This is a genomic window from Allosphingosinicella sp. (genome assembly GCF_036387215.1).
Taxonomy (GTDB): domain Bacteria; phylum Pseudomonadota; class Alphaproteobacteria; order Sphingomonadales; family Sphingomonadaceae; genus Allosphingosinicella.
In genome coordinates this window covers 1-22,183 of sequence record NZ_DASVUE010000022.1, presented here as the reverse complement: position 1 = coordinate 22,183, position 22,183 = coordinate 1, and the positions used below count along the sequence as shown (strand labels likewise).

Below are 22,183 nucleotides of genomic sequence, written 5' to 3'. Positions count from 1 at the left end.
ATTCCGGTGCTTCGCCCGGCCAGGCGGTGCCAAGTCCGCCGGCGACGAGGCCGAGCATGATGCCGGCGAGAAGGGTCAGCCGGATCTCGCCGATGCTGAATTGCCGGCGCGTGCGCGGCGGGCTCCAATGCCTGGACATGGGCCGACGCTAGCAGCGCAGGTGCGAACGGTTCGTGAAGGCTGGTCCGAAACGGAGCGATCGGCGTCGATGACCGCCGGATTGCAGCGAAGCCGCGATAAGGGCATGAAGAAGAATGCGAATTTTCGATGTCGACTCGATCGCGCAGTCCGAACGGGGGCGGCTCAGAGAACCGCTGCTGCCGGAGGAGACGATCCGCGAGGCCTACCGCGCAACCACCACGACCATCCTGTTCACCGACAGGCGCATCCTCACCATCCAGCTTCACATGCTGCTCTCGGAGCGACTGGAGACGAGCTCTTTCTCCTATCGGGCGCTCCGGCAATTCTCGATGCTTCGGGGAGCCTCGAACGAAGGGCGGAGCGAGGTGAAGATCTGGCTGGGGGCGGACACGCAGCCACTGCACCTGCGCGCCAACGAAGGTACCGATCTCGGCGCATTGCACCGGTTGCTCGGGGAGATGCTTCCCTGAAGGGGTCGGCTCAGGAGCAGAGCGGGAGCTTGAGCCGCGCCAGCAGGCCGCCGAGATCCTCGCTCTCCTCGAGCTGCACCGAACCGCCGTAGATCTGCGCGACGTCGCGGACGATCGCGAGGCCGAGGCCGGTGCCGGGCTTGCCGGTATCGAGCCGGGCACCGCGATCGAAGATCGAGGTCCGCTCCGCTTCCGGAATGCCTTTGCCGTCATCCTCGACGTCGATCTCGACGCATTCGGGCGTCGTGTTGACGGTCACGAACACCCGGCCGCCGCCATATTTCGCGGCATTTTCGATGAGATTGCCGACCATCTCGTCGAGATCCTGCCGCTCCACCCGAACCGACGCATTCTTGTCCCCGGCAAGATCGACGGTGGTGTTCTCGTAGAGCCGGCTGACGGCTCGCTCCACCGCCTGCAGCGACGGCCAGACATCCGCGCGCGCCTGGGCGCTGGAGCGGCGGCCGATGGCGCGGGCGCGGGCGAGATGGTGATCGACCTGGCGCCGCATCGTCGTCGCCTCGCGGCAGACGGTGTCGGCGAGGTCGGGGCTCTTGGCGGTGGCCGCATTCGTGATGACGGTGAGCGGCGTCTTCAGCGCATGGGCAAGGTTCCCCGCGTGCCGCCGCGCTTCCTCCGCCTGCACCTCGTTGTGGACGAGCAGCGCGTTCAGCTCCTCGGTCAGCGGTTCGATCTCGCGCGGGAAACTCTCCTCGATCCGCGACTTCTCGCCCGATCGGATCTGCGCAATGGCCCGGCGCACGCGGCGGAGCGGCCAAAGCCCGTAGAGCGCCTGGAGCGCAGCAAGGATGATGAGCCCGAGGCCGAGAATGCCGAACGACGTGATCATCGTGCTTCGAAGGACGGTGATCTGGTCGTCGAGCTCCGCCCTGGTCTGCGCCACCTGGAAGCGCCAGCGCAGCTTGGATCCGGGGATGCGCGCATCCCGCTCCACGACACGCAGGGTCTCGGTCGGGAACTCGGTGGTGTTGTAGACGTGCACCTTGAAGTCGTTATGCCCGCCGCGGACCTGAAGCCGGCGATCCCAAAGTGAGCGGGACGGGAAATCGGTGTCGGCAGTGCCCATCGGCGGACCGCCGGTACGGACGGCGCTGATCTGGAAGTAGACGCCTGAATTCGGCTCGAGGAAGCGCTGGTCGGCCGGTGGGCGGTTGAGATAGGCCTCGCCATCGGGGCCGATCTCCGCCGACGCGATCAGCGCCGTCAGCACATAATCGAGCTGTGCGTCGAAAGCCCGTTCGAGCTCGCGCGTCAGCACCCGGTCAAGCGCGAAGCCCCCGACGCCCAGCAGCAGGATGATCCAGATCGCCGAAACGACGATCATCCGCCGCGTCAGCGATCCGCCGCGCTTCGACGGCCTCTGGGCGCCCTTGGCGGCGCGCAGCTTCGGAAACGGAAAGGCGGACGTCATCTAAGGGTCCGCGTGGAGGTTCACGCCGCCGGTTCTTCGAGCGAGTAGCCCAGGCCGCGGATGGTGGTGATGACGTCCGGCCCGAGCTTCTTGCGGATGCGGGTTACGAACACCTCGATCGTGTTCGAATCCCGATCGAAATCCTGATCGTAGATATGCTCGATCAGCTCGGTTCGGGAGACGACCTTGCCCTTGTGGTGCATCAGGTAGGAGAGAAGCTTGTATTCCTGCGCGGTGAGCTTCACCGGCTCGCCGTTCAGCGTGACCTTGCCCGAGCGCGTGTCGAGGCGGACGTCGCCCGCGATCATCTCGGTGGAGGCGTTGCCGGAGGCGCGGCGGATGAGCGCGCGAAGGCGGGCGATCAGCTCCTCGGTCTGGAACGGCTTGGCGAGATAATCGTCGGCGCCGGCATCGAGACCGGCCACCTTGTCGGACCAGCTGTCGCGCGCGGTGAGGACGAGAACGGGCACCTTGATCCCCTCCTTCCTCCACCGGTCGAGCACCGTCAGCCCGTCCACCTCCGGCAGCCCGAGATCGAGGATGATCGCGTCATAGGCTTCGGTGGAGCCCAGGTAATGGCCGTCCTCGCCGTCGGTGGCGAGATCGACCGCGTAGCCCGCGCCTTCAAGCGTGGCGCGGAGCTGGCGCCCCAGATTCGGTTCGTCCTCGACGATCAAAACCCGCATGTCGTGTCCCTCATCCCTCCCAGGGCGGCCTCGTTAGAGGCATTCAACCAGTGCGGCTGTTAATGGTTTCACCGCCAGAACGTAAGCCGCAAAGGCGAACCGCGGCTTCAGTAGCCGGACTGGCCGACGATCTCGCCGGTGCGCGCATCGATGTCGATCCAGACGACGCTTCCGGCGCGGATGAACTTCAGGCGGTAGCGGGCGGAACCCGAATCGAATTCGGGGCCGAGATAATCGAAGCCGCGCATCCGCGGGACGATGCGCGCCTCGATCGCTCGGAGCGGCATGATCCTGCCCTGCCGGAGCGCCTTCAGCGCGGCGTCCTGCTCGCGCCCCTGAACGGGCGTGGCGGCAGGCGCGCTTGGGGCCGTAAGGCTCAGCGCGGCGGCGAACAGGAGGGGGATACGCAATGCCATCAACTTCACTTCCGTAAGATTCGAGGACTGGCATAGCTCGCCGGCTTTGAACAGGCTGTGAATGAGCCGCTAGCGGAACGATGCTAAGCTTCGGCGCGCAAAGCAAAAGTTGCCGCCGCCAACGCCGGGGTGACGTTCGGCGGAGCAATCGCTATCTGCCCGCAATGGCTGCACCCGTCCTTGCATATGAGAATCTCGGCCTCGTCCAGGGCTCCGGCTGGCTGTTCCGCGGCCTCGATCTGTTCATCGGTCCGCGCGACCGGCTGGCGCTGATCGGCCGCAACGGCGCCGGCAAGACGACGTTGCTGAAATGCATCGCCGGCCTGATCGAGACCGACGAGGGCCGGCGCACCATCCAGCCGGGCATCAAGGTCGTGCTGCTGGAGCAGGACCCGGCGGTCGCAAAGTTCGAGACGCTCCGCGATTACGCGCTGCACGGACCCGATGCGCCGCCCGCGCACGAGGTGGATGCGATCGCAAGCCAGATCGGGGTGGAGCTCGATCGGCCTGCAGCCACCGCCAGCGGGGGCGAGCGGAGGCGAGCCGCGATCGCCCGAGCGCTCGCGCAGGACCCGCAGGTGCTGCTGCTCGACGAGCCGACCAACCATCTCGACCTCGCGGCAATCGACTGGCTGGAGGACTGGCTCGGCCGCTACACCGGCGCCTTCATCGCGATCAGCCACGACCGCACCTTCCTGAAACGGCTCACCCGCTCCTCCCTCTGGCTCGACCGCGGAGATCTGCGCCGGGCGGAGATCGGCTTCGGCGGCTTCGATGCCTGGACCGAGCAGGTCTATGCCGAGGAAGCTCGTGCCGCGGAGAAGCTCGACGCGAAGCTCAAGCTCGAGCTCCACTGGCTACAGCGCGGCGTCACCGCCCGGCGCAAGCGCAACCAGGGCCGGCTCGCCAAGCTTCACCAGATGCGGGCGCAGCGGGCGGCGATGATCGGCCCCGCCGGCGCTGCCCGGCTCGGGCTCGAGAATGACGACGTCAAGACCAAGATGGTAATCGACGCCGAGCGGGTCACGAAGAGCTTCGATGACCGAACGATCATCAAGGACTTCACCCTCCGGATCCAGCGCGGCGACCGGATCGGCGTGGTCGGCGCCAACGGCACCGGCAAGACCACTCTTCTGAAGCTGCTCACCGGCGAGCTGGAGCCGGACGAGGGCCGCATCAGCCGCGCCAAGACGCTCGAAGGCATCATGATCGATCAGCAGAGGCGGCTGCTCGACCCCGACAAGCGGGTCCGCGACATCCTGGCTGACGGCGGCGACTGGATCGAGGTCCGGGGCGTGAAGAAGCATGTGCAGGGCTATCTGAAGGAGTTCCTGTTCGAGCCAGGCCTCGTCGACGCGAAGATCGGCACATTGTCGGGCGGCGAACGCTCGCGGCTGCTGCTCGCCCGGGAATTCGCCCGCCGATCGAACCTTCTGGTCCTCGACGAGCCGACCAACGATCTCGACATGGAGACCCTCGACCTCCTTCAGGAGGTGATCGGCGATTATGAAGGCACGGTCCTCATCGTCAGCCACGACCGCGACTTCCTCGACCGAACGGTGACGGTCACGCTGGGCCTCGACGGCTCGGGAAAGGTCGACGTGGTCGCGGGCGGCTACGAGGATTGGCAGCGGAAGCGGAAGGAAGAGCAGGGCACTCGTTCGCTCCGAGCGAAGTCCAAGGGCTCCGGCACGGAGGCAGCCGCCGAAGCTGGGCCCCGGCCCTCGCCAGGGAACAGGAAGCTCAGCTACAAGGACCAGCGCGACTACGACCTGCTCCCGGGCCGGATCGAGGAGCTGGAGGCGGCGATCGCCCGGAGCGAGGCGGCTCTGTCTGACCCCGACCTCTACACGCGCGATCCGAAGCGGTTCGCGCAGCTTACCGCCGAGATCGACAAGGCACGGGCGGAGCGGGACAGCGCCGAGGAACGTTGGCTCGAGCTTGCCGAGCAGGTGGAAGCGCTCGCCGGCTGAGAAAGTCAGCCCCGGCGCCTGGCGGCCTCAAGGTGACGGCGGATCTCGGCATCTGTCGGCGCACCGCGGGCCGCCCGTTGAAGCAGGGCGATCCCTCCGGCCCGATCCTTGCCGCTCTTGAGCAGGAGCCAGCCGAGCGTGTCGGCCGTGGCGGGATTGTCCCTGTCGAGCGACCAAGCCTTGCGGGCCAGCGGGATCGCCGCCTCGAAATCCCCCTGCTGTGAATAGGCCCAGGCGAGGTTGTTGAGCATCACTGCATCCCGGTCTCCGAGGCGCCTTCGCAGGCCTTCGTAAAAGCGGATTGCGTTCGCCCAATCCCCGGCTTGCAGATAGCGGTTGGCGGCAAGAAGCTGGGCGGGAACGCTGCGGGGGTTCTGCTGGAGGAAGAGCTGGAGCACCTGCGCCGCCGCGGGCGCCTGGCCCGAGCGCTCCAGCGCCTCGACCATGCGCATCGCCACCGGCTCCGTGAAAGCAATGTTCGCGGCTCGCCGATATTCGCGCGCCGCCCCCGCGAAGTCACCCTGAAGGCCGCGCGCATCGCCGACCAGTACATGCGCATCGGGAACGCCGGGATTGTCCGCCTGAACGCGCACGGCAAGGTCCAGGGCCTCGCCGCCAAGGCCGTTGGAAAGGAGCGCCCCGATCAGCCGGATCTTGGCCTGCTGATCGCCCGGGCGGGTCCGGACGGCACCCCGAAGAAGCGCCAGATCCTCGACGCTGACCGGGCCGGACGCGAGCGCCGTGAGGCTCCGCTGCTGCGGCTGGGCGGCGCGGGCGAGATAGATCGAGGCGCGCGTGGGATCGCCGAGCTTGGCGAGCGCCTTGCCCATCAGGGTGAGCGAATAGCTGTCGGCGTCGGGGCGGTCGGCGAGCGGGCGGAGCGTCCCGGCTGCGGCCGAAGCGTCGCCGAGCCGCCACTGCGCCGCCGCGAGCAGCTTGCGCGCCTTCAGGTTCGACGGCTGGAGGTCGACCAGCCGGTCGAGCCGGACGATGGCGCGCTCCACGCTGCCGGTTTGGTAATCGATGGCGCTCGCAAGCAGCATTCCCGCCGGCTGATCGTCGAACGTGCCGCCGGTGCGCTGATAGAGCGACTGCGCAAGCTCGAAATTGCCCGCTCGGGCGGCAAGCGTCGCCTGGAGGAAGTAGGCCATCGGATTGGTTCGGACGAGCGAGAGCACCTTCCGCGTGTCGGCAAGCATCGCGCTCGCCTGCCCCATGTCGCCGAAGGTTGCGGCGCGTTCGAGGAGCGCAGTGACGTCGTTGGGATCGATCTCCAGCGCGCGATCGAACCAGGGGATTGCGGCGCTGAGGCCGTACTGGCTGCGCGTTAGCTCGCCGCGGAGCGTGATCGCCTCCACATTTGCAGGCTTGAGCGAAACCGCCTTGTCGGCGGCCTCGATCGCGCCTGCGAAATCGCCGTTCGTGCGGCGGAAGCGGGCGAAGGCGAGCCAGGCGCGATGGTCCTTCGGCGCCGCGCCAACGGCATAGTCGAGCGCGGCGGCCGCGCCTGCATTGTCGCCGAGTGCCGAGAGCGCCAGCCCGCGCACCCACGATGCGTATGCTGCGCTGTCCGGCCCCGCTTTGGCCGCTTCGTTGAGCGCACGCCGGTATTGCTCCTGGAGCAGCAATGCATGCGCCATGAGGTGGCCGGTTGCGCTGACCGGTGCGCCGAGCTTCCGTGCCCGGTCGATCTCGGCCTGAGCGGAGACTCCCTCGCGCAGAGCGAGATAGGCCTCCGCCTGCAGGATCCGGAGCCTCGGATCGTTCGGATGCTCCTTGATCGCGTTCAGGAGCTCGACCCGCGCGGTCCGCGGCTGCCCGTCCCTCAGCGCTGCAAGCCCCCGCTCGGCCGCGGTGCCCGCGGGCGCATTCGCGCAAGCGGCGGCGGCGAGCAGCAGGCCGGCAGAGAGGAAGCGGCGGCTCCTCACGGCTGCAGATCATATTGCTTGAGGAGGTCGTAAAGCGTCGGGCGGCTGATCCCGAGCAGCTTCGCAGCCTTTGAAATGTTGTTCTCAGTCCGCGCCAGCGCCTGCCGGATCACCTTCCGATCAGTGTCCTCGCGGGCGGCCTTGAGGTTGACCGGAAGACTTTCGCCTTCCTCCTCCAGGTCCAGATCCTCGGCGGTGATCAGCTTGCCTTCGGCCATGATCACGGCGCGCTTCATCCGGTTCTCGAGCTCGCGGACGTTGCCGGGCCACGGCCACTCGTTGATCGAGGAGAGGGCGCTCGGGGCAAAGCCCTTCACCGCGGGGTTCATTTCCTTCGAAAAGCGGTTGAGGAAATGCTTGGCGAGCAGGGTCGCATCGCCGTGGCGTTCGGCAAGCGTCGGGATCTTCACCACGATCTCGGCCAGGCGATAATAGAGATCCTCGCGGAAGCTGCCCGCCTTGATCATCTCCGGCAGGTCCTGGTGGGTCGCGCAGACGATGCGGGTGTCGACCGGGATCGCCTTGCGGCCGCCGATCCGCTCGATCGTCCGCTCCTGGAGGAAGCGGAGCAGCTTCACCTGCAGCGGAAGCGGGATATCGCCGACCTCGTCGAGGAAGAGCGTGCCGCCATGGGCGAGCTCGATCTTGCCCTCGGTCGTCTTGATCGCGCCGGTGAACGCGCCCTTCTCGTAGCCGAACAGCTCCGCTTCGAGCAGGTTCTCGGGGATCGCCGCGCAGTTGATCGCCACGAACGCCCCGTTCCTGCGGCCGCTCGACTGGTGCAGGCCGCGCGCGAGAAGCTCCTTGCCGGTGCCGCTCGCGCCGAGCAGCATCACCGAGACGGCGGCGTTGGCGACGCGTTCGATCGTTCGGGCGACCTTCAGCATCTCGGGCGCAGCGGTGATCATCGTGCCGAGCACGGTGCGCTCGTCGCCGCTGCGCTCCTCGAGACGCCGGTTCTCGTTCTCGATCTCGTGCAGCTGGAAGGCGCGCCGGACGATGAGGCCGAGCTGATCGATATCGACCGGCTTCTGGTAGAAATCGTAGGCACCGGACGAGATCGCCCGAAGCGCACTTTCGCGGGCGCCGTGGCCGGAAGCGACGATCACCTTGGTGTCGGGCTTCAGCGACAGGATGGTCTCGAGCGTCGCGAAACCTTCGGTGACCCCGTCCGGATCGGGCGGGAGGCCCAGGTCCAGCGTGACGACGGCCGGCTCTTCGGAGCGGAGGAGATCGACGGCAACCTCGCGGCTGCTTGCGACCAGCACCTCATAATCGTCATAGGCCCAGCGCAGCTGCCGCTGCAGCCCCTCGTCGTCCTCGACGATCAGGAGCTTCGCCTTCTGCTGCTCGATCTTCTGGGGGGCGTTCATGCGCGCATCCGTTCAGGCTGGGGCAGCGCATCTGTCTGCGCTGCCGGTAAAAAGATGGTGAAGCGGCTTCCTTCGCCTTCTCGGCTCTCGACCTCGATCCGGCCGCCCATTCCGGCGATCAGGCTCCGCGCCTCGAACGCGCCGATGCCGAAGCCGCCGTCCTTGGTGGAAGCGAAGGGCTGGAACAGGCGGGAGCGGATGAAATCGGCGCTCATCCCGGAGCCGCTGTCGATCACCTCGATCGCGGCTTCGAGCCCCCGCTCCCCGTAGCAGATGCGCACCGGCTCCCCGGGTGCGCTCGCATCGATTGCATTCTGAACGATGTGGCCGAGCGCCTGCTCGAGCCGCACCGGATCGGCGAGGGCGCCGACGGCGTGGTCGCCGAACAGTTCGATTGGATGAACGCGCTGCTTCGCGGCGGCAATCTGGGCGACGAGCGGCTGGAGCGCCGTTGGCCGCAGCGCTTCGGCCTCGCGCCTGCTTCCGGGCGATAGGCGGACAAGCAGGTCGTTCATCTTTTTGACGGAGCTTTGCAGCGTCGCGATCATGTCCGCCCGAAATTCCGGGTTCTCGGCGTGCCGCTCGGCGTTTCGCGCGACCAGGCTCAGCTGGCTCACCAGATTCTTGATGTCGTGCAGGATGAAGGCGAAGCGGCGGTTGAATTCGTCGAAGCGCTGCACGTTGGCGAGCGCCTCCTGGCTGCGCGCCTCGGCAAGATAGCTGGCCGCCTGCATACCGGCGGTGCGGAACAGGTCGTAATCCTCCCAGTCGAGCGGCCGGCGAACGACCGGGTGCTGGAGGATCGCGAAACCGACGAGCCGATCGGAATGGAGGAGCGGAGCGCCGGCCCAGGCAGTGCCGCCGGCAAGCATCCACTGGGGAATGGGGATGCGCCGATCGCCCGCGACCAGGCATCCGTCCTGCACGGCTTCGAAGTCGACAACGTGGCCGGTCGCTTCGAGGAAGCGGAGGAATTCCGGCTCGGCATCGTCCCTGCCTTCCGCATTCGTCCAGTTCCAGCGGGCCGCGGGGGAGAGCTTGAGCTGGTCGTCCACGGCGAGCAGCAGCCCGCCCGGAGACGCGGCGATCTCCGCGAGAGCCTTGATCACCCGGTCGGCGAGCGGCGCGGCATCCTCGCCGCCATGGCCGATCGTCCGAGTGAAGCGCAGCCACTCCTCGCGATAATCGTAACGATGCTCGAACAGGTGCTTGGACAAGGTGACCCGCAGCCACGCCCGCGCCCGGCCCGAAGGCAGGAGGACCGCAGCGGCGATGGTCATTCCGAAGATGAGCGCGATCTGGCCGATCCGCACCCAGTCGCCGCCGACGATCTCCATCGCGCGCGTCGCCGACATCATCAGGATGAGGTAGGCGAGGATGGTCATCACCGAGAGCGACTGGAAGGTGGCGGCGCGGGAGATCTGCATCTTCCAGTTGGAATTCCGCCGGCTCGCGAGCGTGAACAGCGGCACCGTCGTCGCGATGATCGCTCCCCGCATGGCGAAGAGATCCGCAGGCGTGCCGCGCGTCAGATAGGCGACCGTGTAGAGATGGAGGTCGTAGCCCCACATCACCGCAAGCGCGATCATCGGCATGCGGATGCCCCAGCGGGAATCCGGCGCCGCCTGACCGTAGAGATTGTGCACCAGAACCAGCGAACCGGCGGCGATGGTGAGCCCCAGGATGTTCGCGGTGGAGCTCAGCGCCTGATAGACCACATCCTCGGACCCGAACCGCGGCAACACGCCCGCAATCACAATCTGGAGGCCGATGACGGCCGCGACCGCCGTGTAGACGACCCTGATCGCGCGGTGCCGCTCGTCGTCGCCGGCGGAACGGACGATGCCGTACATAAAGGCGAGGAAGGCGAAGTTGCGGGCGCTTTCGGCAAGGCCCGACATGAGGTCCCGGGGTCCGAGCATCGCAACGAAGATGCTCCACACGGACATCACCGCGAACGCGGAGACCAGCGCCCGGCTGCGCGGATTGTCCTGCCAGTTCCGGAGCTGCCAGATGGCGAGCGCCCCGAACAGGATCGCGGCCAACGAGTGGCTCCAGAAGAGGATGAAGCTGATCATCTCGCGCCCTCCGGCCACAGCACGACGCGCACCGTCTGGAGGAGGATCAGGAGATCGAGGAAAGGCGTGTAATTCTTCGCGTAATAGAGGTCGTATTCGAGCTTGTGGCGCGCATCCTCGGTCGAGGCGCCGTAAGGATAGTTGATCTGGGCCCAGCCCGTGATCCCCGGCTTCACCATGTGCCGCTCGGCATAATATGGCAGGCGCGCCTCGAGGTCGGCGACGAATTGCGGACGTTCGGGGCGCGGGCCGACGAAGCTCATCTCGCCCTTCAGCACGCTCCAGGCCTGCGGCAGCTCGTCGATCCGGAGCTTACGGATCACGGAGCCGATGCGGGTCACGCGCGGATCATCCTTCTGGGCCCACACCGCGACGCCGCCCACCTCCGCGTCTTCCCGCATCGAGCGCAGCTTCAATATGTCGAAATGCTGGCCGTAGAGGCCGACTCGGCGCTGGCGGAAGAAGGCGGGCCCCTTGCTCTCGAGCTTCACGAGAAGGGCGGTGAGGAGGATCACCGGCCCCGTCAGCGCCAGGATGATCGCGCTGACGATGATGTCGAACAGCCGCTTGCCGGCGCTCGAAAGCCTCCGCCCGGCAGAAAAGCCGTCGGAAAAGATGAGCCAGCTCGGGTTGAGGCTGTCAAGATCGACCCGCCCGGTCTCCCGCTCGAGGAAGGAGGAGAGGTCGTTCACGTGAACGCCCGTGGTCTTGATCCTGAGGAGATCGTTCAGCGGAAGCGCGTTCCGCCGCTCCTCGATCGCAAGCACCACTTCGCTCGCCTTCAGCTTCACGACATGGGCGGAAAGGTTCGCGATGTCGGCACGGTTCACTGCGCGCAGAACGGCAGGGGGACCATCGTTCATGCTGACATAGCCGGCGACGCAAAAGCTCGCGCCGTTCCGGCGGGCGAGCTCCTCGACGCGCGCCGCCCGCGGCCCCGCACCGAGGATCAGCACGCGCCGCTTGAACGCTTCCCCGTCCAGCGTGTGGCCGAGCATCACGCGAACGAGCGTCAATCCCCCAAGAGCGAACGCCATGGCGTAGAGGAGGTTCGACCGCCAGAAGGCGAAGGCGGGAAGCAGGAAGAAGACCAGCGACAGGAGCAGCACGCCGAGCGAGATCGACACCACCAGCCGAGCCACCGCGAACCGCATCGATTGCAGCGATTCGACGCCGTAAACCCCGACACCCACCATCGCCAGCTGCAACGTGACCGCGAACGTGATCATCTGCGGGATCCGGCTCGCCGACGGGTCGATTTCGCCGTCGATCTGCCAGAAGCGCAGGATCCATGCGGCCTCGCCTGCGATCAGCAGCACGGCAAGGTCGATCACCCCGAGCAGCAGCACGGTGTGCGGCACATAATGTTTGAACAGCCTGACCACGCCGCCCTAGCCTAAGCAGTCATATGTAAGGGATTCCGACACGGGCGGACGTGTCGCAGAAATTGACGAATTTTCTTTTAAGGGAGGCTCAGCCCTTCTTCTCTTCCCGGCGTGCGACGTGGGCCCGGCCGCCCTTGTCGAGCATGATCATCCAATCCCTGCCGTCGTCGCAGCGGGCGACCCAGCTCGGCATCCCGAACTGGAGGCCGCTCGATCCCGAGCCCACGACCTTCTGGCAGTCCATGCCGGCATCGCGGATGGCGCGGATGAACACGGCGTCCCGCTGCTGCGGAGCGAGCCGGTCGATGCGCTGCTTGTACTCGCTTATGCTGGCGGGAGGCGGCGGGCCCTGCTCCTCCTGGCGCTGATCGCATGCCGACAGCGCGAGCAGCAGCAAGCATGAGGCGAAACGGCGAATCTGCTTCTCCAATTTCCCGCTCCCGAAGCCTGCTCCCGAAAAGAAGATATCACTGATCCAGGTGATTCCAAAAAGCCTAACATTTGTTAGAATCGCATCACTGCTGGTCCAACTCGGCATTCCAGCGGCTGAGAGATAATCGTCATGCTCCCGCCCATCTGCCACCGGGAGCTTCCATGGCGCATTACCGCCTCTATCACCTGAAGAACGGAAGTTTCACCCACGCCGACGATATCGAGGCGGAGGACGACGTTCTGGCAGTGCGGCAGGCCCGACCGATGCTTGAAGGGCGCGCGGGTGAGATCTGGTGCGGGACTCGGCGGGTGACGACGCTGGACGCGCTTGCAGGCGGGAAGGCCGACGGCGCCGCAGCTAAAAAGGTCCGTACGGCCGGCTAGCGCGCCGCTCGTCCAGGTCCCTGCCGGCGCCTCAGCTTCCCGACCGCATGGAGGCGGAGCGCGGCTCCCGCGCCGCAATCCGCGCCATCGGAGAGGGACGCGCGGGATCGGGGATTGCGGGAGCGGTCGTCCAGCCGAGGTGCGGGAGGCTCACCGTGCGCCTTCCCGACAGGTCGATGCGGCAGACGATCAGCCCCCTCTCCTCGACGAAGGCAAGCATCCGGCGGGCACGGCCGGTCGAACTGGTCCCGTAAAGAGACGCCAATTCCTCGTCCGTGGGGCAGTCGGCGCCCTCGCGGGCCGCGCGGGCGAGGGCAAGGAAGGGCGCCAGCATCTCCTCGGGAAGCGAGGCGGCGAGCGCAACGGCATCGTCCCATCCCGCGTCATCGGCGATCCCGGCGCGGGCAAAAGCGAGCTGCCGGCCGAAGCCCCCCATATCGAGATCGGCGGAGGCTCCCCGCATCCGGCACCTGACGATAAAATCCTGGTAAGCGGTCGCAGCAGGCTGGGCAGCGCCTTCGCCCGCCATCTCGCGAATGACGAGCTTCACCACCGCCTCCTGCTCATCGCCCGCGAGCACGGGCACGTCCGGCACGGGTGCGAGCGCGGGCGCCGCGATCGCGCGCAGCACGTCCTCGGCCGGGACGGGTGGAGGAGCGAGAGGCGAAGCGGCGGCCGTACCATCGTCCTGGGTAGCGAAAAGCAGCTCCTCGAATTCCCCGGCGGTCGCGGCGGGCAGCGGGACGAGCCTCGGCCCGGCCGCCCTGGTACCGGTCCTCACCTCGCCGATGCGGATGCTGACCGGCCGGCGCGAGACAGCCGGCCCGAGCGCCAGGAACTCGCCGCGCGAAAGGTCGCGGATCACCTCCGCCTGCCGGCGCTCCATTCCGAGCAGGTCGGCGGCGCGCTGCATGTCGATATCGAGGAAGGTGCGGCCCATCAGGAAGTTGGACGCTTCGGCCGCGACATTCTTGGCGAGCTTGGCAAGCCGCTGCGTCGCGACCACCCCCGCCAGGCCCCGCTTGCGGCCGCGGCACATGAGGTTGGTCATCGCACCCAGTGACGCCCGGCGAACCTCGTCGGCGACCTCGCCTCCGGCCGCGGGCGCGAACACCTGCGCTTCATCGACGATCACCAGCGCAGGATACCAATGCTCGCGCGGCGCATCGAACAAGGCGGAGAGGAAGGCGGCGACGCAGCGCATCTGCCCCTCCATCTCCAGCCCCTCGAGGTTCAGAACCACCGAGGCGCGGTGGGCGCGTATGCGGGCGCCGATCCGGCCGATCTCGGCCAGGCTGTAATCGGCCGCCTCGATCGAGACGTGGTCGAATTCCTCGGAGAGGGAGACGAAGTCGCCTTCCGGATCGATCACGATCTGCTGGACGATCCCTGCGCTTTCCTCCAGCAGCCGGCGCAGCAGGTGCGATTTCCCGGAGCCGGAATTCCCCTGCACCAGAAGCCTGGTCGCAAGCAGCTCTTCAAGATCGACGAACGCGGCTTTACCGTCGCCGCTCAGGCCCATGTGGATCGAGGTCATCCACGCGCTGTGACCGATGCGCGGGCGGGGAGGCAAGGTCATATCGGCGGATCCGGGACACAGGGCTGACATAATCGCACCGCATGCACTAACAGGAGCAGGCGCCGGGCGCGGAGCCTCCGACACCCTTCAAATCATTCCAGGTTTTCCGATCGTTGCGCTTTGTTTCGAACCTCTCCGCTCCAGCACAAGGCGACGTTCCCTCGCTTCGCCGCCGGGCGGTGTCGTTCGCGCTTGCGATCATCATCAACCTCCTTCTCATCTTCACCTTGCTGAGCCTCAACGGGCAGTCGTTGAAGCGGCCGCAGTTCAAGGGCAGCCCGACCCTTCTCGACCTGCGCCCGGAGGCCGAGCCGGAGCCGTCGGCGCAGCCGACCAAGGCGGCGGCGGAGCCGCAAGCCCGGCCGGAGCCGCAGCCGCAGCGCCCGCTGCCCCCGCCGCCGGTGAAGCCTCCCCCGCTGCCGAGCGAAAACCCGCTGCCTTTCATCGTGCTGACGAAGGAGGAGTTCGCGGCCGCGGACATCGCCAAGCTTGGGACGAGAGGCGGCGCGTCCGGCAATCGGAGCGCGCAGGGTTCCGGGGCCGGCGATTCCGAACGCGTCGGCACGGCGCCCAACGGCGAACCGCTCTATGCGGCGCAATGGTACCGCAAGCCCACCGACGCGGAACTGAGCGGCTACCTTCCAGCGCGAATGCCGAAGGAGGGCTGGGGCCTCGTCGCCTGCCGGACGGTGGAGCGCTACCGCGTGGACGATTGCGTCGAGCTCGACAGCTGGCCGCTTGGAAGCCGCCTCTCCGGCGCCGTCCGCCAGGCGGCCTGGCAGTTCCTGGTGCGCCCGCCCAGAGTCGGAGGGAAAGAGCTGGTCGGCACCTGGGTCCGAATCCGGATCGATTATAACATGAAGGCTCGCGAATAGCGGCGAGGGCGGCCGCCGTTCTTGTCAGCCTGCCGGGCCCGTCCTATCACTTGCCCACCCGGCGCGCAGAACGCCGGGCCGGGGAGGGAAAATGAGAAAGTATCGGAAAGCCGTCGCCTTGTCGGCGGCAAGTCTCGCTGCGCTGGCGATGGCCGCGCCCGCGGGCGCGCAAAGAGTGAATCGCATCGTCGCCTTCGGCGACAGCTATGCCGACGACGGCAACCTGTTCGAGCTGCTTGGGATCCCGCGTCCAGCGGTCTATCCCAACGGCCGGTTCAGCGACAAAACCAACTTCGTCGATACGATGGCGGCCCTGCTCAACGTGCCGGTCGATAATTTCGCGATCGGCGGCGCCTTCACCAACAACGGCAACATCAACGGCCCCGGCATCCCCGGCTTCACGACCGAATACCAGTCGTTCCTGGCAGGCGGCGGACCGGCGGCCTTTCCGCGCGTCTCCGGCAAGTTCGCTCCGCAGGACCTGCTGGTGCTCTCGATCGGCGGCAACGACGCCCGCGCCTACGAACGGAGCCTCGGCCTGAACCCGACCGCAGCGCAGCTGAGCACCCTCATCGCCGGAGCGCCTGCCCAGGCCGCTGCTCGCGTCGGAGAAGCAACCACCGGCATCAACGCGCTGGTCGGCGCGGGCGCGCGCAACATCACCTTCCTCGCCGGCGACGTCGGACGCCTGCCTGAGGTGAGCGGCCTTGCCATCGCCCAGGTTGGAAGCGCCTACGCCACCGCCTTCAATACCGGCATCAAGAGCTCGCTTTCCAGCATCGCGAACGGCGGCGTGATCGTGAACTATCTCGATCTCAACCTGATCGGCGACCGCGTGCAGAGCAACCTGGCCGCGTTCGGAATGCAGAGCGCGGGCGCCTGCCCGACCGCCTGCGTCACCACCAATCCGGAGCTCCTCAGCCGCTATCTCTTCTATGTCGATCAGGTGCACCTCACCTCGGCCGGGTTCGAGATCGTCGGCCGTTATGCAGTCCGCCAACTCGAAGCGCCGCTGCATCTCGAAGCGCAGGCAATGTCAGGCCTCCGGGGCGCGACCGCGTTCGGCCAGACCCTGCAAGCGCGCGCCAGCCTGAGCGACGCACGCTCCGGCGGCGGCGAGGGCAAGCCCCTTCGCTTCTATGCCGCGGGCAATTTCGCGAAGGCGGATCATGCGGGCAGGCTGATGGCGCTCGGCTACGGTCTCGAAACCGGCGGAGTGACCGCCGGCGTCGAATATGATCAGGGCGGCTTCCTGATCGGCGGCGCAGTCAACCTGTCGCAATCCACGGCCGAGATGGGCGGCAGCGGCCGGGCGAAGGCGAACGCGAAGCAGGCCGGCGTCTACGCCGCCTGGTCGGGCGGCGGGGCATTCGTTCAGGGGCATGCCGGCATCGGCCGTCTCGACTACAAGATACGCCGCCAGGGCGTGATCGACGACATCAGCGCCACTCCGGACGGCGACACCCTTAATGCCGGCGTCCGCCTCGGCTATCTGGTCGGCTTCGGCGGCCTTCGCATCGGCCCCGTGGCCGGGCTTCACTATGCCAAGGTCGAGATCGACGATTATGTCGAGGCGGGGGACCCGGTCCTGACGCTCTCCGTCTCGGACCAGAAGGCCACCACCCTGCTCGGCGAAGCGGGCATCGAGGCGCGCGGCAGCTTCGACTATGGAGGCGCGGCAATGCGGCCCTTCCTCAGCGCGACGCTGGAGCGGGAGTTCGAGGGCGACGCGCGCACCATCCGCTACGCCGGCACCGCATCGCCCACGATCGTCAACAGCTGGCAGCTGCCGGACCGTCCCGACGATACCTACGGCCGCCTCAGCGGAGGCGTCAGCATCGGCGTCACCAATGCGATCGCAGTGCAGGTGCTCGGCTCCGTCACGCTCGAGCGGGACGGCGGGAACGACAGATCGGGATCGGTGGCGCTCCGCCTCGGCTTCTGAACGCGCGGGGCCGGTCGATCCGACCGGCCCCTGCAACGCCTCGTCGCCAAGGCTGAAACTCATCCGCGGGCGCGGCCGTTTTCCTCTCGTAAGCAATGCAAAGTCCCCCCTTCCCCTGGGGCGCCCCGGTTTAACCAAGCGGCCGGGGCGCCCCTCTTCTTTTGGGCCCGAGATGCAGCCGGGGGCACCTATGCGCTCCCGCCGCGTTCGGGGGACATGGCGAAGAACAGGAAGCCCGAGATCGTCGGCAGACTCGAAGAGGCGGACGCAGCCGCAGCGGCGGCCGTCAGCCCCTATCGGCAGACGGTGCCGATCCGCCTCCTGTCCTGGCTCAGCAAGGCCGGCGACCAGCCGCCGCTTCGCACCTTCTGCGCCGCCGCGATCGCTGCCGGGCTTGCAGGCGGCAATCGGCGGCTTGCGGCAGCGGGCGCGCGGGCGCTCGCCTCCCACACGCTTGCAACGGTGCTGAAGGACGCGGTCAAGCATCGCGTCGATCGCTCCCGCCCACGCTCCAGCGGCGATAACAAGCCGAAGATCAAGCCGGGTACCAACACCGCCAAGGAAGAAACCAGTTTCCCGTCCGGCCACAGCGCTGGCGCAGCCGCGGTGGCGAGCGCGTTCGCCCGGGAGTTCCCCGAATACGCTGGCCCGGCTTACGCCGCCGCGGGCCTCATCGCGCTGGCGCAGGTGCCGCGCTGCTCCCATTATCCGAGCGACGTGGGGGCGGGGCTGACGATCGGGATCGCCGCCGATGCGGCGCTCGATCACGCGCTCGGGGCGGTGCCGCTTGCCGGAGACGGTACGGAAAGCTAGCCTTGCCGGCTTCTCCCCCTTCCGGAGCCGCCCCACGTGTTCATTCCAGCCCGCTTCGTCCGTCGCTCCGCCTTGATCGCGACTTTGCTGATCGCCGCCTGCTCGCCCGAAAAGCATGATGACGCGCCGAAGCAGGAGCCGAAGCAGACGACCGAGCGGATGATCGCGCCGGTGCTCGGAACACCGGACGCGAAGGACATCCACAGCTTCGCCCAGCCGCAAGTGGCGCGGGTCACGCACGTGGCGCTGGACCTCGCGGCGGACTTCAAGGCGAAGCGCATCGGCGGCACCGCGACGCTCGACATCCAGGCGGCGCCCGGCGCTCGGGAGGTCGTACTCGACAATAAGGGACTCGCGATTGCCCGCGTCACCGACCAGCAGGGGCAGGACCTCCCCTATACCGAGGGAGACGCGGACCCGGTGCTCGGGTCGCCGCTGACGGTGAGCCTGAACGGCGCCAAGCGGATCGTCATCACCTATCAGAGCGCGCCCGAGGCGGCGGCGCTGCAATGGCTGAGCCCCGAGCAGACCGCGGGCAAGAAATATCCGTTCCTGTTCAGCCAGGGACAGGCGATCCTCAACCGCACCTGGATCCCGACTCAGGACAGCCCGGGCATCCGCCAGACCTGGGAAGCGCGGATCGTGGTGCCGCAGCCGCTCCGCGCGGTGATGAGCGGCGAGGATCTCACGCCTAAGGGCGAAGAGGCAAAGGGGGGCCGCGCCTACCGGTTCCGGATGAACCAGCCGGTCGCGCCCTATCTGATCGCGATTGCGGTCGGAGACCTTGCCTTCCGCGACCTCGGCCCCCGAAGCGGCGTCTATGCCGAGCCTGCCACCATCGATGCGGCGGCCCGCGAGTTCGGCGACACGGAGCGCATGATCACGGCGGCCGAGGAGCTTTACGGCCCCTATCGCTGGGGCCGCTACGACATGATCGTGCTTCCGCCCTCCTTCCCGTTCGGCGGCATGGAGAACCCGCGGCTGACCTTCCTGACGCCCACCCTGCTCGCAGGCGACAAGTCGCTCGTCGACACCGTCGCGCACGAGCTTGCGCACAGCTGGTCGGGCAATCTCGTCACCAACGCCACCTGGTCCGATTTCTGGCTGAACGAGGGCTTCACCACCTATTTCACCAGCCGGATCATGGAGAAGCTCTACGGCAAGGAAGCGACCGACCGGCAGATCGCGCTCGGCTGGGACGATCTTCAGTCGACCATGAAGGATGAGGGCGGCCCCGCCAGCCCGAAGACCGTGCTTCATATCAACCTGGAGGGCGTCGATCCCGACGAAGGAATGACGGACATCGCCTACGAGAAGGGCGCGGCGTTGCTCCGCACGCTCGAGCAGGCGGTCGGGCGTGAGCGGTGGGACGCCTATCTCCGATCCTATTTCGACCGGCACGCCTTCCAGCCGATGACTGCGCAGCTCTTCCTGGCCGATCTCCGCAAGAACCTGCTGAAGGGCGATGTGGCGCTCGAGCAGAAGCTTCGGCTCGACGATTGGGTCTATAAGCCGGGCATTCCCGCCAATGTCGCGCCGCCGCCTGCGCAGGCCTTCGCCGCGGTCGATCAGGCCACCAAAGCCTATGCGGCCGGGGGAGCCGTGAGCGCCGTGCCGTTCGCCAACTGGTCGACCTCGGAGCGGCTGCGCTTCATCAACGCGCTTCCGCGCAAGCTGCCGGCCGAGCGGCTGGCGGAGCTCGACCGGAGTTTCCGCCTTTCCGCCTCGACCAACAGCGAAGTGCTGTTCGCCTGGCTGAAGCTCGCGATCGAGAACCGCTACGATCCCGCGGTCCCGGCGCTGGAGCGGTTCCTCGGCTCAATGGGTCGCCGCAAGTTCGTCGCGCCTTTGTTCGATGCACTGGTGGCGCAGGGCGAATGGGGCCGGCCGATCGCCACCCGCATCTACGGGAAGACCCGCCCCCTCTACCATTCCGTCACCAGCGGCACCGTCGACAAGGCGCTGGCGAAGACGTGATCGACGCGTTCAGCGGCTCCGGCGCACCAACGCGAACAGGATGAGGACGATCGAGGCTGCGGCGACGTCGGCGATCCAGTCGAGAAGCTCAGCGTCGCGGTGCAGCGCCGGGATCATCTGGGTGAACTCGATCAGCGCTCCGTAGACGGCAAGGCCGAGGCCGATCTTCAGCGGGCTGAGCCGCGGATAGGCAAGGCTCGCAAGCGCCGCCAGCACGATGAAGGCGAGGATATGCTGCACCTTGTCCGAAGGCTCGCCGGGCAGCGTCGGCGGCTTCGGCAGGATCGCCATCACGAAGCCGAACAGCATCGCCGCCCAGAAGACGTAAGGGAGGAGCCGGCGGATCGTCATCGCGGGCTCGCTAGCGAGGCTCCGCAGGTGCCGCAATCTTCTAGCTCTGCGAGCCCTCATCGAGGCGCCGGAAGCCGTTATCGAGCGCTTCCTTCAGCACTGCGCGAGTGAAGGGCTTTTCCAGGAACTCGATCGCTCCGAGCCGCATCGACTGCACCGCTACGTCGACATCGCCATAGCCGGTCATCGCGATCACCGGCATTGGGTTTTCCCTGGCGGTGAGCTCCGCCTGGACGCTGAGGCCGTTCGGCCGCGGCATGCGCATGTCGAGAAGGATGCAGCCGGGCGGGAGCGTATCCAGCGCCGCCAGGAATTCCTCGCCGCCCCCGAAGGTGAGGCAGCTGAAACCCAGCTCCTCGCAGACCATCTCCGCCCAGTCACGCACGGACGGGTCGTCGTCGACGACGTAAACGGCGCCTGCCAAATCTTCACTCCCCACTCGCTCGCGGTCCTCGAGCCCCCGCGCGCCCTATGCGCCCTGCCTCCCCCCTTTTCGAGCTTTTTATTTATCAAATGTGAGGCGTCCTGGTTACCGGCGCTTAAGCCGCGAAGCCGGGATCCAGGCGGTACGCCTTGCGCAGCAGCGCCGGCCAGGCGAGCGCGCCGGCGGCGAGCTTGAGCCCGATCTTGCCCTGCTGCGCAGTCACTTCCGGCGCCCCCTGCGGCGGGTTGTTTAGATTGTCGCCGGCCGATAGCGCCAGGATCTGCGCCTCGCACGCGCGCTCCAGGAAGTAGATGCGGAGGAACGCCTCGCCCACGCTCTCGCCGATCGCGAGCGTGCCGTGGTTCCGGAGCAGCATCGCCCCCTTCTCGCCGAGATTGGCGACAAGCCGCTCCCGCTCGTCGAGATCGACCGCCACCCCTTCATAATCGTGATAGGCGACGTCGCCCCGGATCAGCATCGCCGTCTGCGTCAGCGGAAGCAGGCCCTCCGAATGCGCGGAGACCGCCTGCCCATGCGGCGTATGGAGGTGCATCACCGCATGGGCGTCCTCCCGCGCCATGTGCAGCGCCGAATGGATGGTGAAGCCGGCGGGATTGGTGATGAACGGCGTCGGCTCGACCGGGTGGCCGTTCGTGTCCACCTTGACGAGGCTGGAGGCGGTCACCTCCTCGAACATGAGGTTGTAGGGGTTGAGCAGGAAATGATGCTCGGGCCCGGGGATGCGGGCCGACAGGTGGGTGAAGATGAGGTCGTCCCAGCCGTAATAGGCAACCAGCCGGTAGGCGGCTGCGAGATCGACCCGGATCTTCCACTCCTCGTCCGAAACCTTGCCCTGGAGCGAGGGGATTTCGACCGACGCAAGCGGCGCCAGGTTCGCCATCCCCTCCGTCATTGCCGCGACCCGGTTCATCGCCTTCTCCTCAGCTCAGCATGTCCGTCTAACCCCTTCATGCGTCCGGCGCGACCCTGTCCGGGTGCGCGGCCGCGAAGGCCTCGAGCCTGTTCGCCTCCGCATCCGCATGCACGAGCGTCGGATAATGATCCACCGGCACGCCGAAGCGGCGGGCATTGAACATCTGCGGCACGAGGCAGACGTCGGCAAGCGTCGGCACATCGCCGAACAGGAAACGCCCGGCACGGGGCGCTGCCAGCGCTTCGAGCGCAGCGAAGCCTTCGCCCACCCATCGGGCGATCCATTCGTTTTTGGCCGCCTCTTCCTGGCCGAGGGTGCCGGTCAGATATTTCAGCACCCGAAGGTTGTTCAAAGGGTGGATGTCGCACGCGACGGTCAGCGCCAGCGCACGCACATGCGCAGCCTCGGCCGGGTCCGGCGGCATCAGCGCCGGATCGGGGCGGGTGGCCTCCAGATAGCCGATGATTGCGAGGCTCTGGGTGATCCTGAGCCCGTCCACCTCCAGCATCGGCACCATCGCCTGCGGGTTGCGCGCGCGATGCTCCGGCTCCCGCTGCTCGCCCTTGAGGAGGTTCACCGGCACGGTC

20 protein-coding genes are annotated in these 22,183 nt (G+C 67.3%); 7 read left to right on the top strand and 13 right to left on the bottom strand.

Annotation, left to right across the window (positions count from 1 at the left end):
• The first annotated feature begins 254 nt into the window (after nt 1-254).
• Nucleotides 255-611, top strand: a complete 357-nt coding sequence (locus VF662_RS00985; RefSeq protein ID WP_464136631.1) for a PH domain-containing protein — start codon at nt 255-257, stop codon at nt 609-611.
• 10 nt (nt 612-621) lie between these two features.
• On the opposite strand, the gene VF662_RS00980 is transcribed toward VF662_RS00985, so the two are convergent.
• The 3 genes from VF662_RS00980 to VF662_RS00970 form a co-directional block, all read right to left on the bottom strand.
• The gene (locus VF662_RS00980) at nt 622-2,043 is read right to left on the bottom strand and encodes a sensor histidine kinase (RefSeq protein WP_464136628.1); all 1,422 of its coding nucleotides are present in this window, start codon (nt 2,041-2,043) and stop codon (nt 622-624) included.
• 20 nt (nt 2,044-2,063) lie between these two features.
• Complete coding sequence (locus tag VF662_RS00975; RefSeq protein ID WP_464136626.1) at nt 2,064-2,729, bottom strand: response regulator transcription factor; 666 nt, start codon at nt 2,727-2,729, stop codon at nt 2,064-2,066.
• Nucleotides 2,730-2,836: 107 nt separating this feature from the next.
• Nucleotides 2,837-3,145 carry a PepSY domain-containing protein gene (locus VF662_RS00970; RefSeq protein WP_464136622.1) on the bottom strand — a complete coding sequence of 103 codons (309 nt, stop codon included), beginning with the start codon at nt 3,143-3,145 and terminating at the stop codon, nt 2,837-2,839.
• 164 nt (nt 3,146-3,309) lie between these two features.
• Between VF662_RS00970 and VF662_RS00965 the strand changes: the two genes are divergently transcribed.
• Nucleotides 3,310-5,118: an ABC-F family ATP-binding cassette domain-containing protein gene (locus tag VF662_RS00965; RefSeq protein WP_464136620.1), complete on the top strand. Its 1,809-nt coding sequence runs from the start codon at nt 3,310-3,312 to the stop codon at nt 5,116-5,118.
• A 5-nt stretch (nt 5,119-5,123) separates the two neighbouring features.
• Here VF662_RS00965 and VF662_RS00960 read toward each other — a convergent pair whose 3' ends face one another.
• The 5 genes from VF662_RS00960 to VF662_RS00940 form a co-directional block, all read right to left on the bottom strand.
• The gene (locus VF662_RS00960; RefSeq protein WP_464136618.1) at nt 5,124-7,046 is read right to left on the bottom strand and encodes a tetratricopeptide repeat protein; all 1,923 of its coding nucleotides are present in this window, start codon (nt 7,044-7,046) and stop codon (nt 5,124-5,126) included.
• Entirely contained in the window at nt 7,043-8,419 is a 1,377-nt protein-coding gene (gene prsR, locus VF662_RS00955) for a PEP-CTERM-box response regulator transcription factor (protein WP_464136616.1), read from the bottom strand. The genes VF662_RS00960 and prsR overlap by 4 nt, the downstream gene beginning before the upstream one ends.
• Nucleotides 8,416-10,497 carry an XrtA/PEP-CTERM system histidine kinase PrsK gene (gene prsK / locus VF662_RS00950; RefSeq protein ID WP_464136614.1) on the bottom strand — a complete coding sequence of 694 codons (2,082 nt, stop codon included), beginning with the start codon at nt 10,495-10,497 and terminating at the stop codon, nt 8,416-8,418. Before prsK ends, prsR begins: the two co-directional genes overlap by 4 nt.
• Nucleotides 10,494-11,882, bottom strand: coding sequence for a TIGR03013 family XrtA/PEP-CTERM system glycosyltransferase (locus tag VF662_RS00945; RefSeq protein WP_464136612.1), 1,389 nt, complete (start codon nt 11,880-11,882; stop codon nt 10,494-10,496). The genes prsK and VF662_RS00945 overlap by 4 nt, the downstream gene beginning before the upstream one ends.
• 88 nt (nt 11,883-11,970) lie before the next feature.
• Nucleotides 11,971-12,312, bottom strand: a complete 342-nt coding sequence (locus VF662_RS00940; RefSeq protein ID WP_464136610.1) for a hypothetical protein — start codon at nt 12,310-12,312, stop codon at nt 11,971-11,973.
• Nucleotides 12,313-12,476: 164 nt separating this feature from the next.
• Here VF662_RS00940 and VF662_RS00935 point away from each other — a divergent pair, with 164 nt between their 5' ends.
• On the top strand, nt 12,477-12,698 hold the full coding sequence (locus VF662_RS00935; RefSeq protein ID WP_464136608.1) for a hypothetical protein: 222 nt from the start codon (nt 12,477-12,479) through the stop codon (nt 12,696-12,698).
• Nucleotides 12,699-12,729: 31 nt separating this feature from the next.
• Here the strand turns inward: VF662_RS00935 and VF662_RS00930 are convergent, their stop codons facing one another.
• Nucleotides 12,730-14,235, bottom strand: a complete 1,506-nt coding sequence (locus VF662_RS00930; protein WP_464136638.1) for a helicase HerA domain-containing protein — start codon at nt 14,233-14,235, stop codon at nt 12,730-12,732.
• Nucleotides 14,236-14,390: 155 nt separating this feature from the next.
• Here VF662_RS00930 and VF662_RS00925 point away from each other — a divergent pair, with 155 nt between their 5' ends.
• From VF662_RS00925 to VF662_RS00910, 4 genes are all read left to right on the top strand, one after another.
• Nucleotides 14,391-15,152: a hypothetical protein gene (locus tag VF662_RS00925; RefSeq protein ID WP_464136605.1), complete on the top strand. Its 762-nt coding sequence runs from the start codon at nt 14,391-14,393 to the stop codon at nt 15,150-15,152.
• 91 nt (nt 15,153-15,243) lie between these two features.
• The gene (locus tag VF662_RS00920) at nt 15,244-17,097 is read left to right on the top strand and encodes an autotransporter domain-containing protein (RefSeq protein WP_464136603.1); all 1,854 of its coding nucleotides are present in this window, start codon (nt 15,244-15,246) and stop codon (nt 17,095-17,097) included.
• Nucleotides 17,098-17,313: 216 nt separating this feature from the next.
• Nucleotides 17,314-17,910, top strand: coding sequence for a phosphatase PAP2 family protein (locus VF662_RS00915; RefSeq protein ID WP_464136601.1), 597 nt, complete (start codon nt 17,314-17,316; stop codon nt 17,908-17,910).
• 159 nt (nt 17,911-18,069) lie between these two features.
• Nucleotides 18,070-19,887, top strand: coding sequence for a M1 family metallopeptidase (locus VF662_RS00910; RefSeq protein WP_464136636.1), 1,818 nt, complete (start codon nt 18,070-18,072; stop codon nt 19,885-19,887).
• A 9-nt stretch (nt 19,888-19,896) separates the two neighbouring features.
• Here VF662_RS00910 and VF662_RS00905 read toward each other — a convergent pair whose 3' ends face one another.
• The 4 genes from VF662_RS00905 to maiA form a co-directional block, all read right to left on the bottom strand.
• Nucleotides 19,897-20,238: a VanZ family protein gene (locus VF662_RS00905; RefSeq protein ID WP_464136597.1), complete on the bottom strand. Its 342-nt coding sequence runs from the start codon at nt 20,236-20,238 to the stop codon at nt 19,897-19,899.
• A gap of 40 nt (nt 20,239-20,278) precedes the next feature.
• A complete protein-coding gene (locus tag VF662_RS00900; RefSeq protein WP_464136596.1) occupies nt 20,279-20,662 on the bottom strand; it encodes a response regulator transcription factor in 384 nt (127 codons plus the stop codon).
• Nucleotides 20,663-20,777: 115 nt separating this feature from the next.
• Nucleotides 20,778-21,563 carry a class II aldolase/adducin family protein gene (locus VF662_RS00895; protein WP_464136635.1) on the bottom strand — a complete coding sequence of 262 codons (786 nt, stop codon included), beginning with the start codon at nt 21,561-21,563 and terminating at the stop codon, nt 20,778-20,780.
• Between the two features lie 67 nt (nt 21,564-21,630).
• On the bottom strand, nt 21,631-22,183 hold a 553-nt coding region (gene maiA / locus VF662_RS00890; protein WP_464136594.1), incomplete at its 5' end, for a maleylacetoacetate isomerase.